Source organism: Nocardia sp. CNS-044 (assembly GCF_059570515.1).
In genome coordinates this window covers 97988-113971 of the sequence record NZ_JCANSX010000007.1, presented here as the reverse complement: position 1 = coordinate 113971, position 15984 = coordinate 97988, and the positions used below count along the sequence as shown (strand labels likewise).

Here is a 15984-nt window from a genome sequence, read left to right as displayed (position 1 = left end):
TGTCGGTCCCCCCGGCAAGGTCGGCGGTCGCAACCGCGAGTGAATAGGTCGGCGATCAGTTTAATGGTTCGCGCGGAACACTATCCCGCTGGTACGCGCGGTTCATCCCGGAGATCGGCCGCGGCGCCGGTAATGCGGTTTGCCGCCAGTTTCCCGGAGAGCAGCGCCGTCGGCACGCCGACGCCCGGCGTGGTGCCGCAACCGGCGATAACCACATTGTCGCTGAAACGCGGGAAATTCCGCGGTCGGAACGGACCGGTCTGCCGGAAAAGGTGGGCGACGGAGAACGGCGTGCCCGCGATCATCCCCTGCGCCAGCCAGGTCGCCGGGGTGTCCAGGTGATCGACGGTGAAGTGTTGGGCGATCCCGCGGTAGCCGCGCGTCTCCAGTACCTCGAGCAGTTCGCGTAGGTAAGGGCCCGCCAACCGGTCCCAGTCGAGCGGGGCGCTCGCCAGGTTGGGGCAGGGCGCGAGCAGCGAGAACGGCTCGTGCCTGCCGTCGGGCCGGTCGATGTAGAGCGTGGGATCGGTCAGCGCGGGGCGGGTCAGCAGCAGCGACGGGTCGCGCATCAGCCGTCCGCGCGCGGTGAGCCTGCCGCCGCGGCGCGGCGCGACGGCGATCTCGTCGAAGGTGGTGTCCCACGCCGCGCCGAAATCGATGGTGTGGTGCGCCTGCACCGGCCAGCTCGCGGCGACGTCGGCCGGAATCGTGCCGTGCGCGACCACAGCGGACGGCGCGGCCCGCAGTCCCCGTCGGCGGCGCACGCCGAAGCGTTCGATCGAGCCGAGATCCGCGGTGAGGACCACCGCGTCGCAGTCGACCGTGCGTCCGTCGGTGGTGCGCACCCGGCGGGCGCGTCGGCCTTCGTACTCGATCCCGGCCACCTCGGTGTTCAGGTGCAGCGTCCCGCCCGCGGCGGTGAACGCCTCGGCCATGGTGGCGGCGATGGCGCGCATCCCGCCTTCGGGGAAGTAGACGCCGAGCGAGGTGTCCATGTGCGGGATCGCGCCGTAGACCGCGAGCGCGTCGGCGGGCGCCATGCCCGCGTAGAGCGCCTGGAAGGTGAACAGCCGAGCCAGTCGGCGGTCGGTGAGTATCCGGCCGACGCGCGGTCCGAGTCTGCCGAACCCGCCGAGCCGCACCAGTTCGAGCAGCGCGGCGCGTTTGCGCGGAGAGCGCACCATGTCCAGCGGCGAGTCGAAGTTGGTGTCCATGAACTCGGTGAACTCGGCGCGGTAGACACGGGCCAGCCAGTCCCGCAGCTGTCGGTAGCGGCGCGCCTCGTCGCGGCCGCAGGTGCGGGCGACCTCCTCGGCCATCGCGTCCGGGTCCGCGAACACCCGGATGGTGGAATCGTCGGCGAAGCGGGCGTGATAGCTCGGCGCGAGCCGGTGGATGCGCAGCGGTGTCGGTCCCGACTCGAGGGTCCGGCCCACCGCGGCCAAGGCGTCGGTGATCAGTTCCGGAAGCGTCAGCACCGTCGCGCCGTTGTCGATCTCGTAATCGGGCCCCCGGTACCTGCCGACCCGGCCGCCGGGATGATCGGCCCGTTCCAGCAGCGTGACCGACCGCCCCGCGCCGGTGAGATACAGCGCGGCGGCAAGCCCGGACAGGCCCGCGCCCACGACGACCACCCGATCGGTCGGTCCCGCAACGGTTTTCATCTGACTTCTCCTCGACCGCCGGGCACGGCGGTACTGCACACGACACTCTGCCTCGGCCCGCGCCGCGTCCGTTCCAGTGGAACGCGGCCGTTCGCACGCCGCGGCGGGCCGGTGCGGCGTGCGTTTCGCGCACCACGGTGATTCCCGTGCCTGCCGGTCGGTAGGTGGATCGCTACGCGGTGCGCGCCGCCGGTCGCCTCGCGACGTCCGGCGTTGAAAGACGCAGATTCAGTCCTCGGCCGACTCGGTGTCCCGCGGCGCCGAGCACGCGCGGGGGACACGGACGCCGCGCCGGGTCGGCAGGGCGGCGCCGAGAATCAGTCGACGTTCGGTCAGCGCGGCGGTGGACTTCCCGCGGCGCTTGGCGGTGCTGCGCGGGGCCGGTCCTGCGCCGACGGCGATCACGCGATCGGCTGGTCCCACAACGGCTTTCATGCGGTCCTCCTGGTTGCGGCCAGTGCCATGCCGCGTAGTTGCTCTTTGGCGGCGGGGGTGGCCGAGCTGGAATCGATGGCGGCTAGGCCGCGGTCGGTGAGGTCGGCGATGCGGTGTTCCACGTCGTCGACGGCGCCGAGCTCGGTGAGCACGGCGCGCAGGCGCGTAACGTCCTCGGCGCCGAGATCGGTGCCGATGCTGGTGCGCAGCAGGTGCGCGGCGGACGGATCGGTGGCGTCGGCGCGGCGCAGCGCCTCGGCGAGCAGCACGGTGCGCTTGCCCTCGCGCAGGTCGTCGCCGGAGGGTTTGCCGGTGACCTCCGGATCGCCGAACACGCCGAGCAGGTCGTCGCGCAGCTGGAAGGCGATCCCGATGTCGGTGCCGAAGGTGCGGTAGGCCGCGATCAGATCCGGGTCGGCGTCGGCGATGGCGGCGCCCAGGTGCAGCGGGCGCTCCACGGTGTAGGCGGCGGTCTTGTAGCGGTTGATGCGCAACGCGGCATCCACCGACTCGTCGCCGACCGCTTCGCCGTTGATGTCGAGCAGCTGCCCACCGAGCACCTCGGTGCGCATCATCGCCCAGACCGGCGCGAACCGCGCGAGCGCCGCCGGGTCGAGACCGGAGGCGTGCACCAGGTCGTCGGCCCAGGCCAGGGCGAGATCGCCGATCAGGATCGCGACGCTGACGCCGAAGTGCGCGGCGTCGCCCGCCGAGCCGCGCTCGCGGTGGCGCTGCTCGAAATCGACGTGCACCGTGGGGAAACGGCGGCGGGTCCGCGAGGAATCGATGATGTCGTCGTGGATCAGCGCGCACGCCTGCACCAGTTCGAGCGCCGAGCAGGCGGCGAGCACCGCACCAGCTTCCGCGCTGTCCGGGTCGCCGCCCGCGCCGAGCCAGCCGGTCCAGGCGAACGCGGGCCTGGTGCGCTTGCCGCCGCGGAGCACGAACATCTCCAGCGCGTCGGCGGCGTCGACGAAGACCGGGCCGAGCGGCTCGACGATCGGCCGCCGGGTGGCGAAGAACGCGGTGAGCCGGTCCTGCACGGCGGCGACGAAGTCGGGCGTGCCGGGACTCGGCGTCCGTGGCGCGTCGGCGACGGGCGTTGCCGGGGTTCTTGTCGGAGTACCGGGTCCGGCGGACAGAGGAACCTCCAGGGTCACGGGTGTGGTCGCGCCGGTCGAGCGCGACTGGTTCGTTGTGTGGGCGAGCGCGCGTCACCGCCGCCCGGTTCGGCGCGATCGCGGCGCACGTCCGGTCCGGCCGCAGCGATAGTGGTGCCGTATCAGAGAATACGCGGCCTTTCGATCCCGTCGTCGACCAACCTCCACGCCGGGAAATCCCGTGCCGACACGGCCGTACGGCCGTCCCACTACACTGAACCGGTGACTTTCGATTCCGTGCGGGGACGTTCGACCCCAGGGCGACCGTCGCCGACGCCACCGATCGTCTCGGGAACACCTTCGGTCGTGCAGAGCTTGCAGGTGCATTCCGGCCGGATGGTGCCGTTCTCCGTCGAGTTCAACCCGCCGCGCGACGCCGCGGGCGAGGCTCGGCTCTGGCGCGCGGTACGCGAGTTCGAGCGCATGCATCCGGCGTTCGTGTCGATGACCTACGGCGCGGGCGGTTCCACCAAGGATCGCACCGTGCGGGTGACCGGTGAGCTCGCGCAGGAGACCACCCTGCTGCCGGTGGCGCACCTGACCGCCGTCGGGCACAGCGTGGCCGAGCTGCGCTCACTGGTCGGCGCGTACGCCGACTCCGGCATCCGCAACATCCTCGTGCTGCGCGGCGACCCGCCCGGCGACCCGCTCGGCGAGTGGCACAAGCACCCGCAGGGCGTGGAGTACGCCGAGGAACTGGTCCGCATCGTGCGCGATCTCGGCGATTTCCACGTCGGCGTCGCCTCGTTCCCGCAGGGGCACCACCGCTCGCCGGACCTGGACTCCGACACCGCCTACCTGGCCGCGAAACTGCGTGCGGGCGCGGAGTATTCGATCACCCAGATGTTCTTCGAGGTCGACCACTACCTGCGTCTGCGGGATCGGGTCGTCGCGATGGATCCGGTCGAGGGCGCCAAGCCGATCATCCCGGAGCTGATGCCGATCACCTCGCTGCGCACCGTGGCTAGGGCCGAGGAGTTGTGCGGTCGCGAGCTGCCCGCCTTGGTGCTGGAGCGGCTGCGCAAGGCGGCGGGCGACGGTCCGGAGGAGGACCGGGCGGCGGTCCGCGAGGTCGGCATCGAGATCGCCACCGAGATGGCGCAGCGGCTGATCGACGAGGGCGCGCCGTGCCTGCACTTCATCACGCTGAATTTCGCCAAGGCGACGAGCGAGGTGCTGACGAACCTCGGCTACGGGGTCACCGCCGCGCCCATGAGCGCCTGAAGAATGCCCCGCCGACCCGGCGGGGCATTCGCGTATCAAGCCGCCCGCGCCGCCCGCGACCTCCACGCCTCGGCCAGCAGACGATGGGATTCCAGCCGGTCGGCGTGATCATGCGTGACGCTGGTCACCAGCAGTTCGTTCGCGCCGGTCACCCGTTGCAGCGCGGCGAGCCGTTCCACCACCGTGCCCGGCGACCCGACGAACTGGGTCGCCAGCCGGTCGTCCACCAGCCGCAGCTGGTCCGGGGTGAGCGGACCCGCGGTCTCCGGTGCGAGGAACTCGGTCGCGCCCGTTCCGGCGCGAATGCCGTATACCCAGTGCCCGTAGCCCGCGGCCAGTCGTTCGGCCTTCGCGTCGTCGGCGGCGACGACCACGTCGGCCGAGACGACCACGTACGGTTCGGCCAGGTACTCGGACGGATGGAACGCCGCGCGGTAGGCGGCGACGGCGTCCAGCGCGGTCCCCGGCGCCACGTGGTAGGCCGCGGCGAACGGCAGACCGAGACGGCCGGCGAGTTCCGCGCTCTCGCCGCCCGAGCTGCCGAACAGCCACAGCTGCACCTGTGCGTTCTCACCCGGCGTCGCGTGCAGCGGGATGCCGTCCGCGCTGGTGTAGGTGCCCGCGAGCAGGGCGCGCACCTCGTCGAGCTGGTCGGCGAAGTCCGGCGCCTGTGCGCCCGGCTGTTGCAACGCGCGCAGCGATGCCAGGTAGCGGGACCGGTCGACGATGCGACCCGGATCGAACGGCGGCGGGATCACCACGCCGTCCCGGATCTCGGTGCGCCCGGTGGCGGTGTCGACCACCGGGCGCCCGCCCTTGGGATGTTCCGGCTCCGAACCGAATTGAGCCCGCCGATGCCCCGAACGCCCGAGCCCGAGGTCCAGACGTCCGGGATACAGGGCGTCGATGGTGCCGAACGCCTCGACGATCGACGCCGAGGTGTGGTGGCCGATCTGCACCGCCGCCGAACCCACCCGAATCCGGGAGGTGTTGGCCGCGACCAGCCCGATCAGGGTGATCGAGCTGGAACTGGCCACCGCGACGAAGTGGTGTTCGGCGAGCCAATACCGGTGGTAGCCCCACTGTTCGGCGCGCTGGGCCAGTTCGACGGTGTTGCGCAGCGCCTGCTGCGCGGTCGAACCGGCGCTGATCGGAGCCAGGTCGAGGATGGAGAGAAGGACCGTCACGCCTGCCCCTTTCCGAGCCGCGGATCCTGCTCGCCCGCCTCGATGGCCACCCGCAGCCGGTTCTGCACGGGCGCCACCGGGCAGGTGGCGAAATCGGTGAAGGCGCAGGGCAGATTGGCCGCCCGGTTGAAGTCGAGCAGCACCGCGCCGTCGGCGTCGGGCGCGGCGATGCTCAGTGACCTGGCCGCGGGGTAGGTGGTGACGCCGCTGGTGGCGTCGGTGAACAGGATGCGCAGTTCGGCGCCGGCCTGGAACGCGACTACGCGCTCGGTGACCGCGCCGAGGGTGAATTCGATGGTGCCCGTGGCGGTGTGGTGATGTTCGAGGCCGTCGACCACGGCCGCGGTGACGACGTCCTGCGGCTCGGCGAACGCCTCGAAGCGGCCGGGCACGATCCAGCGCTGATCCGGCTGGTACGTGGGAATGCCCGCGAACGCGGCCAGCGACGGGGCGGCGGGGTCGTGGACCCGCACCGCGTAGCGCCCGGTGCGCCGGATGACCTCGAGCACGCGCTGTTCGTGGCGCACCTCGAGTCCCGGCGCGCCTTCGGCGGGGGTGAGGATCTGCACGCCGGCGATGCCGGTGCCGTCGAAGACGAGCCGGTCGGCCGGTTGGGCGGTGATGAACACCTTGTTGTCGGTGACCCACCAGGTGCCGGGCAGGCCGGGCAGCCGTTCGGGTTGGTCGGTGAGCCAGTGCAGCGCGGTCAGGCTCAGGAAGCCGAGCCGGTCGCGCAGCCGGTCCTCCCTGGCGTCGTGCCAGGCGGCCCACTCGGAGTCGAAAGTGGTTGCGGTGGTTGCGGTCATGACGCTCTGGCTCCTTCGTGGACGGATGTGCGGTGACGTGGATGACGCAGGCCGAGATGGTCGCGCAGGGTGTCGCCGGTGTACTCGGTGCGGAAGCTGCCGCGCTCTTGTAGCTCCGGGACGACGCGGTCGACGAACTCGTCGAGCCCGCCGGGGGTGAGATGGGGGACGAGGATGAAACCGTCGGCGGCGTCGGTCTGCACGTATTCATCGATGCGCTCGGCGACCTCGGCGGGGGTGCCGACGAACTGCTGGCGCGCGGTGACCTCGATGATCAGCTCGCGGATGCTGAGCTTCTCGGCCTCGGCCTTGGCGCGCCACGCCTCGGCGACCGCGCGCGGATCCTTCGCGTGACGCACCCGTCCCCTGGTGATGTTCACGTCGCCGGAGGGATCGACGTCGGGCAGCGGTCCGTCCGGGTCATAGCCGGAAAGATCACGGCCCCAGACCTGTTCGAGGAACGCGATGGCGGTTTGCGGACCCACCTGCTGGTAGCGGATGTGCCTGGCCCGGTCCTCGGCCTCGGTGGCGGTGTCGCCGAGCACGAAGGTGGCGGCGGGCAGGATCTTCAGTTCGTCGGGTCCGCGGCCGTATTTGGCCAGGCGGCCCTTCATGTCGGCGTAGAAGGTGCGTCCGGCCTCGAGGGTGCCGTGGCCGGTGAAGATGGCGTCGGCGGTGGCGGCGCCGAATTCGCGGCCGTCGTCGGAATCGCCCGCCTGCAACAGCACCGGATGGCCCTGCGGGCTCGGCGGCAGCACGAAGCGCGCGGCGATGTCGAATTGCGCGCCGCGGTGGCGGGTTTCGGGAATGTTCCTGGCGAACACGCCCGCGTCGCGATCGACGGCCAGCGCGTCGGCGGGCCAGCTGTCCCACAGCGCGCGCGCCACCTCGATGGTCTCGGCCGCGCGGCGGTAGCGGTCGGCGTGCTCCAGATATCCACCGCGGCGGAAGTTCTCGCCGGTGAACGCGTCGGAGGAGGTGACGACGTTCCACGCCGCGCGTCCGCCGGACAGGTGATCCAGCGACGCGAACTGCTTGGCCAGCTCGAACGGTTCGTTGTAGGTGGAGTTGATGGTGCCCGCCAGTCCGAGCTTCTCGGTGACACCGGCCAGCGCGTTGAGCACCGCGAAGGTGTCCGGTCTGCCGACCACGTCCAGATCGTGGATGCGCCCGAGGTGTTCGCGCAGCCGCAGACCTTCGGCGAGGAAGAAGAAGTCGAACAGGCCGCGCTCGGCGGTGCGGGCCAAGTGGACGAAGGACTCGAAGTCGATCTGGCTCTTGGACGCCGGATCGCTCCAGACCGTGGTGTTGTTCACCCCGGGGAAGTGCGCGGCCAGATGGACGATCTTGCGCGGCTTGGCGGAACTCACGACGGTGTTCCTTCCTGAATCGTGGCGTAGCGGCTCGGCGGGCGCGGCAGATCGAGCCCCTCGCGCAGGGTGGTGGCCGGTGCGTGCGGGGCGGTCGGTAGGTGGCGCAGGGTGGCCTGGACCGCGAGCGGACGCAGCACCACGCCGTCGGCGGCATCCGAATCGGCGACGGCCGCGAGTAGTTCGGTGAGCGAGTCGCCGGTGCCGATGTGACGAAGCACCGAGCCGGTCGCCCTTGTGCCGACGTGCGGCGCTGTGTGTTCGGCACCGCCTTGCGGCGCTGTGTGTTTGGCACCGCCTTGCGGCGCTGTGTACTTGGCACCACCTTGCGGCGCGATGGGCTCGGCGCCGCCTCGCGACGAGGCGGGCGCGCCGGACAGCGGCGCGGTGGCCGACGCCGACCAGCGGTCCAGCTCGGCCAGTTCCTCGTACGCGCGCTCGGCGGTATCGGCCAGGTGGATATCGATGTCGATCAGCACCCGCACCGCGTCCGGGTCGCGATCCGCGCCGAGCAAGGCGCTGCGCAGCACGGCCCGCCTGGCGTGCGCGGCGTCGAGATCCAGTGGGGCGACGCGGATCAGGTCGGCGCGGCGCACCGCGACCTGGATGCTCGGCCCTTCGTCGGCGCGGACCGCGATGATCGGCTGACCCTGCGGCGAGCGCGGCGTGATCGACGGCCCCTTCACCGAGAAGTTGTCGCCCGCGTAATCGATGTAGTGCAGCTTGTCTCTGTCGATGAAGCGCCCGGTCGGCAAGTCGCGGATCTCCGCGTCGTCCTCCCAGGAATCCCACAGCCGGGTGACCACCTCGACGGCTTCGTCCGCCTCGTGCCACAGCGCCGCGGGGTCGCGAGCGCCCTTGCGGCCGAACGCCTTCGTCTGCTCGGCGCCCTCGGACACGGTGACCTCCCAGCCCGCACGGCCGAAGGTGGCGAAATCGAGACTGGCGATCGCCTTGGACAGGTGGAACGGCTCGGTGTGGGTGACCGGGGCCTGCGGCAGCAGACCGATGCGGTGCGTTGCGGCGGCGACCCGTGCCGCGATGGCGACCGCGTCGAGTCTGCCCTGTGCGGTCGCGGCGCCGCCTGGCTGCAACCCGAAAGAGTCGGGCAGGAAAACCGCGTCCGCCCCGGCCTTTTCGACGGCGGTGATCGCGTCGACCCAGTACGCGGCGGTGAACAGGTCCTCGGCGCGCGAATCCCGGCGTCGCCACGACGCGGGATGCGCGCCGGTCCCGGCGAGTTCCACCGCGAGGAAGAAATCCGAATCCGGCATCATGCAGTCCTTTCCGTTGCGAAATCCACGCTCCCCGTGCGGACGGCGGGGATCGCGGCGAGCAGTTCCCTGGTGTAGTCGTGGCGCGGATCAGCGAAGAGGCGTGCGGTGCGGCCGTATTCGACGATGCGGCCGCGGCGCAGCACCGCCACGTGATCGCTGATCCGCCGCACCACGGCCAGGTCGTGCGAGATGAACAGGTAACTCAGGTCGAGCTCGGACTGCAGGCGGTCGAGGAGGTCGAGGATCTGCGCCTGCACCGAGGCGTCCAGCGCGGAGACCGGTTCGTCGAGCACCAGCAGGTCGGGGTGCAGTGCGAGCGCACGGGCGATGGCCACCCGCTGGCGCTGTCCCCCGGACAGTTCGGCGGGGCGACGCTCGGCGAAACGCTCCGGAAGCGCGACGTGCCCGAGCAGTTCCCGCACCCGGTCGCGGCGGGCGGCGCGATCGCCGATCCCATACGCGCGCAGCGGTTCCTCGATGATCGCGCCGACGCGCCAGCGCGGATCCAGTGAGGAGTACGGGTTCTGGTACACCACCTGGAACCGGCGCCGCAGTGCCCGTAGCCTGCCGCGGCGGGCCGCGAGCAGATTCTCGCCGTCGAAGACGACGCTGCCATGGTCGGCGTCGGTGAGCCGCAATGCGATCCGCGCGGTTGTCGACTTTCCGGAGCCGGATTCGCCCACCAGGGCCAGGGTTTCGCCGCGGCCGAGCTCGAATCCGATGCCGTCGACCGCCGTGACGGCGTCGCCGGAGCGGGTGTGGAAGCGCTTGCGCACCTCGCGCAGCACGAGCAGCGGTTCCCCGTCGCGCGGCCGTTCCGGTCGCGGCGGGCCGGGTGCCAGGCTCGGCGACGAGCTCAGCAGCCGTTTGGTGTAGGGGTGGTGCGGCGCGGCGAGGATCTCCGCCGTCGGCCCGGACTCGACCACTTCGCCCCCCGCGAGCACCACCAGCCGATCGGCGCGTTCCGCGGCCATCGCCAGATCGTGGGTGATGAGCAGCACCGCCGTGCCGCGCGCGGCGGTGCGCTCGGCGAGCCGGTCGAGCACCCGGCGCGCCACCGTGGCGTCCAGCGCGCTGGTCGGCTCGTCGGCGATGATCAGCTCCGGTCCGCAGGCCAGGGCGATGGCGATCAGCACCCGCTGGCGTTGCCCGCCGGACAGCTCGTGCGGATATTGATCCGCCCGTGACTCCGGACGATCCAGGCCGACCTCGGTCAGCAGCTCCAGCACACGGGCCCGCGCGCCCCGCCGGGCGACGAGCCGGTGCACGAGCAGCGCCTCCGCCACTTGATCGCCGACGCGCCGAACAGGATTCAGCGAGAGGCCGGGGTCCTGCGGTACGAACCCGATCCGCACCCCGCGCAGCCTGCGCAGCGCCCGTTCCGAGCTCGTGTCGACCTGTTCACCGTCGAAAGTGATGGTGCCCGAGGTGATCTCGGCAGTCGCTCCGAGCAATCCGATCACCGAATGCGCCAGTGTCGACTTCCCGGAACCGGACTCGCCGACCAGCGCCACCACCTCGCCGCGGGCGATACGCAGCGAGGCGGCCGTCAGCGCCGTGACCGGCCCGCCCGAAGAGCGATAGTCGACCCGGAGCCGATCCACCTGCAACAGGGCGTCTTCGGCGCGACCCTCGTCCTGACGTCGATCGAGAGTTGGGCTGCCCTCGTCCTGACGTCGATCGGGACGCGCTGTGTCGTTGTCGGTGCTCGATCGGGTCGAGGCGCCCGTCGGTGGCCCGGTCGTCTCGGGGCGGGCTGATCGCGTAGCGCGACTCGTGTCCGTGGCCGCCCGGCTCTCGGATTCGCGGTCACCGGGCGGTGACTCCACATTCGGCCATTCGCTTTTGACATCACCTAGCGGGACTGATCGAGTTTCCGAGCGCGCTGCCTGTTCGTCCGAAACGGGCTGTGCCGAGGGCGATTCGCGCTCTTCGGTCGGAGCTCGGCTGTCCAGTCGGACGTCGGTCAGCGCATCAGCGGCGGTCTGTGCACCGGTATCGGGTGTCGCGGCGACGCCGTGTTCGGCGGGTTGCCGGTCGGCGCGGGCGGTGGTCGGATCGCTCACGGCTGATCGGTCCTTCCTGCGGCGCGGCCGAGGCGCTGGGCGGCCAGCACGACGGCGATGATCACCAGTCCGGGCAGTGTGGTGAGCCACCAGGCGGTGGCAAGGTAGTTGCGGCCCTCGGAGATGAGCGAGCCCCACTCCGGCGTGGGCGGTTCGGCGCCGTAGCCGAGGAAGCTGAGCGCCGAGACCGAGAGCACCGCCATGCCGAACTCGACCGCGGCGAGCGCCAGCACGGGCTGGTAGGAGTTCGGCAGGATGTGCCGGGCGAGCACCGTGTACCAGCGCACCCCGGAGGCGTGCGCCGCCTCGACGTACACCGCGCGCCGCACCCGCAGCACTTCCGAGCGCATCACCCGCGCGAAGTTGGCGATCAACGAAACACCCACGGCGATAGCCACATTGCGCGTTCCGAAGCCGAGCGCGGTAACCAGCGCCAGGGAAAGCAGTAGCGACGGAATGGAGAGCAGTACGTCCACCACGCGCATGGCGACCGCGTCGACCACCCCGCCGGTCGCACCGGCCAGCAGACCGAGCAGCGAGCCGACCACCACGGCCAGCGCGACGGCGGACAGCGTGGCGGTGAGCGACAGCCCCGCGCCGTGCACCATCCGCGTGTACAGATCACGCCCGAGGTTGTCGGTGCCGAACCAATGCTGCGCGCTGGGAGCCTGGAACTTCTCGGCGGGTACCCCGATGAGCGGGTCACCACTGGCGAACAGCGACGGCGCCAGCGCCCACCCGAGCACCAGCAGCGCCACCGCCGCCGACAGAATCAGCGCGGCGTTGCGCCGGAGGTCGTCCGGGCTCGGCAGGCGGAGTCCGGGCAGTGCGATGCGGCGAGTCTTGTCCAAGTCGAGCACGTCAGGCACGGACGAGCACCTCCTCCGCGATGTCCTCCGCGTCCGTCGCGCCGTCGTCCGCCGACCGTGCGCCACGCGCCGCGATCCGCGGGTCCAGCAGCGGATACAGCAGATCCACCGCCAGATTCACCGCGACGAATACCAGCGAGGTCAGCAGCACGATGCCCTGCACCACCGGAATGTCCTGGGCCAGCACGGATATCTGGGTCAGTCTGCCGACGCCCGTGCGGGCGAACACCGTCTCCACCACGACCGAACCGGCGAGCAGATTGCCGACCAGTACACCGGCGATGGTGAACGCGGGCACGCTGGCGGGCCGGGCCACGTGCCTGCGCTGCACCCACCAGCGCGACGCGCCCTTGGCCAGCGCGACTTCCGTGAACGGCTGCCGCCAGGTCGACTCCAATCCGGCCGCGAGCACCTGCGCGATCACCGCGCCGATCGGTAGGGCCAGCGTCAGCGCGGGCAGCACCGTGCCGCGCAGCCCCTCCCCGCCGAACGCGGGCGCCAGCCGCCAGTGGAACGAGAACAGTTGCAGCAGGATGAGTCCCGTCCAGAACGTCGGCACCGCGACACCGAGCGGCGGTAGCGCGGCGAGCAGGTCGCGCAGCCACGGCTTGCGCGTGTAGGTGGCGGCGAAGGCCAGCGTCACACCGCCCACGGTCGCGAAAAGCAAGGCGAGCGCGGCCAATCCGAGTGTCGAGGGCACGGCTTCGCCGATCGCCTCGGTGACCGGACGGCCGGTCGAGATGGACAGCCCGAGATCGCCCTGGATCGCGTTCCCCAGCGCGGTCGAGTACTGGTCCCACAGTGGACGATCCAGACCGTAGCGGGCCTGCATCTCGGCTATCGCGGCCTTGTCCACCGTCGCGCCCCCGCCGCCGTCGGCCGCGATGGAGACCGGATCGGCGGGCAGCAGGTAGAGCACCACGAACGAGATGCTGAACGCGGCCCACAGCACCCACATCGCCTGCAGGACGCGCAGCGCCAGATAACGGACCATCTCAGTGCCCGCTCAGCCAGGTGTCGAAGAACTGCAGCCGCGCCGACGCCTCGAACTTCAGGTCCCTGGTGTTCGCGGCGGCGCCGATGGCCTGGGAGAGTTCGATGGTCGGGATCCACAGCCCGGCGTCGAGAACCTGCTGCTGGGCGGTGCGGACGAACGCGGTGCGGGCGGTGGAATCGGCCGCGCTGAGCTGCCCCTCGAGGGCGTCGTCCAACGCCGGAATACGTTCGCGGGCATTGAGATTGCGGCCGTCGACACCGAACACCGCGCGCAGGATGTCACCGTCGGCGCGGGTGGTGTTGTAGTAGGTGATGTCGAAGTCTTTGGCGTTCTGCCGCGCGGTGTAGTCCGGCGTGGACACCAGGTCCAGCTTCAACTCGACGCCCACCTGTCGCAGCTGCTGCTGCGTCAGCTCCAGAATGGCCTGGTTTCCGGCGAAGACCTGGCTGAACAGCACCGAGAACGACAGGCGCTCACCGTTCTTCGCGCGGATACCGTCGGCGCCCGGCGCCCAGCCCGCCTGGTCGAGAACGCCCTTGGCCTTGGCCGGGTCGTAGGCCAGCCGGGCCGAGAAGTCCTGGTAGCCGGGTGTGGTGCTGGACAGCGGACCCGAAGCCGGATTGAACTGGGGACCGAGCACGGTGTCCACCAGCTGCTTTCGGTCGATGGCGGGCAGCAGTGCCTGGCGCACCGCCGGGTCGCGCAACGGACCGCGGGTCACGTTGGCCTGGAAACCGAACGGCACACCGGGGTTCACCGTGGTGAGCAGTCGCGCGCCCGCGGCTTCCAGCTGCGGCAGGTCCTGCGGCAGTGCGTCGCTGATCGCGTCGAGCTGACCGGAGACGAGACTGCCGGTGCGCACGCCGGATTCGGGCACCACCGTGAACTCGATCCCGTCCAGGTAGGCCTCGCCCTGGTGCGCGAACACCGCCGAGCCCCAGCGGTAGCCGGCGCGTTTGGCCAGCTTCGCCGACTGATCCTGTCGCCAGGCCGCGTAGGTGAACGGCCCGGTGCCGATGTTGTCACCGAGGCAGCGCTGCTCGGCGGGCTCGGCTGTCGTCGCGTCGGCGAGAATGCCCAGCTGCGTGGTCGAGGAGGCTTGCAGGAACTGGGCATTGGGCTTGCTGAATTCCACGCGCGCCGTCAGCCGGTCCACGGCGGTAGTGCCCACGTAGTTGGTGAGATAGCTGGCGCCGAGCGGAGCCTTCACCCCGCCGAGCCGCTGCACCGAATCGAAGGTGTTGCGCACCGACTCCGCGGTGAGCGGGGTGCCGTCACTGAAGGTGACGCCGTCGGCGAGGTGGAAGGTGAACACCTTGGCGTCCGGACTGATCTCCCAGCTGCGCGCGAGCCACGGCCTGATCTCGCCGGTCCGCGGATCCTGGTCGGTGAGCGAATCGACGATCTGGCGTGTCACGTAGAGGGTTTGGTTGGTTCCGGCCTGCGCCGGATCGGAGCAGGTCGGCGCCTGGGACAGGCCGTAGCGCAGCGTGCCGCCGGGGCGCGGCGGGCCCGCGTCGTCCCCCGGCGCGCTCGAATCGCTGCCGCAGGCGGCCAGGGCGCTCGTCGCGGCGAGCGCGCCGACCAGCGCGAGAATTCGATGGCGGGTTCGGATCACGATGTCGCTCCAATGAGTTCGGTGCTCGAGGCCAACGGCCTGCTGGGGATGCGGCGGCGCAGTTCCGGCGCCACTTCGGTTTGGAAGAGTTCGAGGCTTTCGCGGTGTTCGGCGACGCCGCGTCCGTCGCGCTCGGCGGACAGGTGGATGACCTCGTGGCCGAACCGCTCGTGCTGGCGGCCGACCTTGTCCACGATTTGTTCCGGGCTGCCGATCAACGCCGAACTGCGCGCGACGAAGTCGTCGAGTGTCTCGAAGACGATGGGCAGACCGAGCTTCCGGCTCAACGCCAGCCGCGCTTCGAAGATCGGCCGGTAGGCGGCCAGCGCCTGCTGCGAGGTCCGTGCCACGTGGAAGCCCGCTGTACCGGCCCCGACCAGCGCCTCGGCCGGATCGTGGCCGTAGTGCTCCCACCGCTCCCGGTAGTGGCGCACAAGCTCGGCGTAGGGCTCGATCGGGTTGGTGACGTTGGCCGAGAACAGCGGATCACCGCGGCGCGCGGCGAGTTCCACCGAATCGCGGCTGGTAGCGCTGCCGTGCCAGATCCGGATCCGGGGCTGGAACGGGCGCGGCAGTGCCTTGGCCCGCTCCAGCGGCGGACGGAACCGCCCCGACCAGGTGACGCTGTCGCTGGCGGATCCTCGTGCCGCTCACCGACGGCGAAACCGTCGTAGCCGAGATCCTCGGCGAGCCTGGCCTGTTCGACTACCGAACGCAACCGTTGCCTGGTGTCGGGCAGCACCCCGGTTCGCGGCTCGGGCACCCGCGTCACCAGCGTGAACAACAGGAATTTCATGCCGTCGCCTCCCATTCGCCGAGGTCGAGGAACTTCTCGAAGGGGTGCGGGCCGACCTCTTCCGCGGGCAGCGCGGGGTCGTAGAGCGCGGTGTACCCGGCCGCCAGGTACAGCCCGACCGCCTCGGGCTGGCGCGGTCCGGTCGTCAGGTAGACGCGCCGGTACCCGCGGACGGCGATCTCGGTCTCCAATCGCTCCAGAACGAATCGGCCGAGACCGCGCCTGCGGTGCTCGCGTGCGGTCCAGATCCGTTTCAGCTCGGCGGTTGTCGCGTCGAACTGCTGAAAAGCGCCGCCCGCCACCGGCTCTCCGTCCTGGATGACCATGAGCAGCCCGCCCCCGGGCGGGGCGAAGTGCGCGGCCGGATATCCGCGCAGGTCGGAGTGCACCTCGCCGGGAGTGCGGCCGTAGCGGCTGCTGTACTCGAGCGCCAGCTCGGCCAGCAGCGGCGCGGCCAGCGGGTCGTCCTGGGCGACCCAGTGCGCCCGGCGGATCGTCGAAATTCCCCGTGTCAT

At 70.9% G+C, this 15984-nt stretch carries 13 protein-coding genes and 1 pseudogene; 1 reads left to right on the top strand and 13 read right to left on the bottom strand.

Annotated elements, in window-relative coordinates:
* Window positions 1–80: 80 nt before the first annotated feature.
* The 3 genes from crtI to T333_RS15295 form a co-directional block, all read right to left on the bottom strand.
* The gene (crtI, locus tag T333_RS15305; RefSeq protein WP_496424854.1) at window positions 81–1664 is read right to left on the bottom strand and encodes a phytoene desaturase family protein; all 1584 of its coding nucleotides are present in this window, start codon (window positions 1662–1664) and stop codon (window positions 81–83) included.
* A 228-nt stretch (window positions 1665–1892) separates the two neighbouring features.
* Entirely contained in the window at window positions 1893–2099 is a 207-nt protein-coding gene (locus tag T333_RS15300) for a hypothetical protein (RefSeq protein ID WP_355004233.1), read from the bottom strand.
* Window positions 2096–3253, bottom strand: a complete 1158-nt coding sequence (locus T333_RS15295) for a polyprenyl synthetase family protein (protein ID WP_496425305.1) — start codon at window positions 3251–3253, stop codon at window positions 2096–2098. The genes T333_RS15300 and T333_RS15295 overlap by 4 nt, the downstream gene beginning before the upstream one ends.
* 228 nt (window positions 3254–3481) lie before the next feature.
* Between T333_RS15295 and T333_RS15290 the strand changes: the two genes are divergently transcribed.
* Window positions 3482–4483 (top strand): methylenetetrahydrofolate reductase, encoded by a 1002-nt coding sequence (locus T333_RS15290; RefSeq protein ID WP_496424853.1) that lies wholly within the window; start codon window positions 3482–3484, stop codon window positions 4481–4483.
* A 35-nt stretch (window positions 4484–4518) separates the two neighbouring features.
* Here T333_RS15290 and T333_RS15285 read toward each other — a convergent pair whose 3' ends face one another.
* From T333_RS15285 to T333_RS15240, 10 genes and pseudogenes are all read right to left on the bottom strand, one after another.
* On the bottom strand, window positions 4519–5670 hold the full coding sequence (locus T333_RS15285; protein WP_496424852.1) for an LLM class flavin-dependent oxidoreductase: 1152 nt from the start codon (window positions 5668–5670) through the stop codon (window positions 4519–4521).
* Window positions 5667–6476, bottom strand: a complete 810-nt coding sequence (locus tag T333_RS15280; RefSeq protein ID WP_357254787.1) for a DUF1684 domain-containing protein — start codon at window positions 6474–6476, stop codon at window positions 5667–5669. The genes T333_RS15285 and T333_RS15280 overlap by 4 nt, the downstream gene beginning before the upstream one ends.
* Complete coding sequence (locus tag T333_RS15275; protein ID WP_496424851.1) at window positions 6473–7846, bottom strand: NtaA/DmoA family FMN-dependent monooxygenase; 1374 nt, start codon at window positions 7844–7846, stop codon at window positions 6473–6475. Before T333_RS15275 ends, T333_RS15280 begins: the two co-directional genes overlap by 4 nt.
* A complete protein-coding gene (locus T333_RS15270; RefSeq protein WP_496424850.1) occupies window positions 7843–9120 on the bottom strand; it encodes an LLM class flavin-dependent oxidoreductase in 1278 nt (425 codons plus the stop codon). The genes T333_RS15275 and T333_RS15270 overlap by 4 nt, the downstream gene beginning before the upstream one ends.
* The gene (locus tag T333_RS15265; RefSeq protein ID WP_496425304.1) at window positions 9120–10736 is read right to left on the bottom strand and encodes a dipeptide ABC transporter ATP-binding protein; all 1617 of its coding nucleotides are present in this window, start codon (window positions 10734–10736) and stop codon (window positions 9120–9122) included. Before T333_RS15265 ends, T333_RS15270 begins: the two co-directional genes overlap by 1 nt.
* Before the next feature lie 449 nt (window positions 10737–11185).
* Window positions 11186–12022 (bottom strand): ABC transporter permease, encoded by an 837-nt coding sequence (locus tag T333_RS15260; RefSeq protein ID WP_355004292.1) that lies wholly within the window; start codon window positions 12020–12022, stop codon window positions 11186–11188.
* A 28-nt stretch (window positions 12023–12050) separates the two neighbouring features.
* Window positions 12051–13052, bottom strand: a complete 1002-nt coding sequence (locus T333_RS15255; protein WP_496424849.1) for an ABC transporter permease — start codon at window positions 13050–13052, stop codon at window positions 12051–12053.
* Between the two features lies 1 nt (window position 13053).
* Window positions 13054–14676: an ABC transporter substrate-binding protein gene (locus tag T333_RS15250; RefSeq protein WP_496425303.1), complete on the bottom strand. Its 1623-nt coding sequence runs from the start codon at window positions 14674–14676 to the stop codon at window positions 13054–13056.
* Window positions 14670–15469 (bottom strand): annotated as a pseudogene (locus tag T333_RS15245) (LLM class flavin-dependent oxidoreductase). Before T333_RS15245 ends, T333_RS15250 begins: the two are co-directional and overlap by 7 nt.
* A complete protein-coding gene (locus T333_RS15240; protein ID WP_496424848.1) occupies window positions 15466–15984 on the bottom strand; it encodes a GNAT family N-acetyltransferase in 519 nt (172 codons plus the stop codon). The pseudogene T333_RS15245 and the gene T333_RS15240 overlap by 4 nt, the downstream one beginning before the upstream one ends.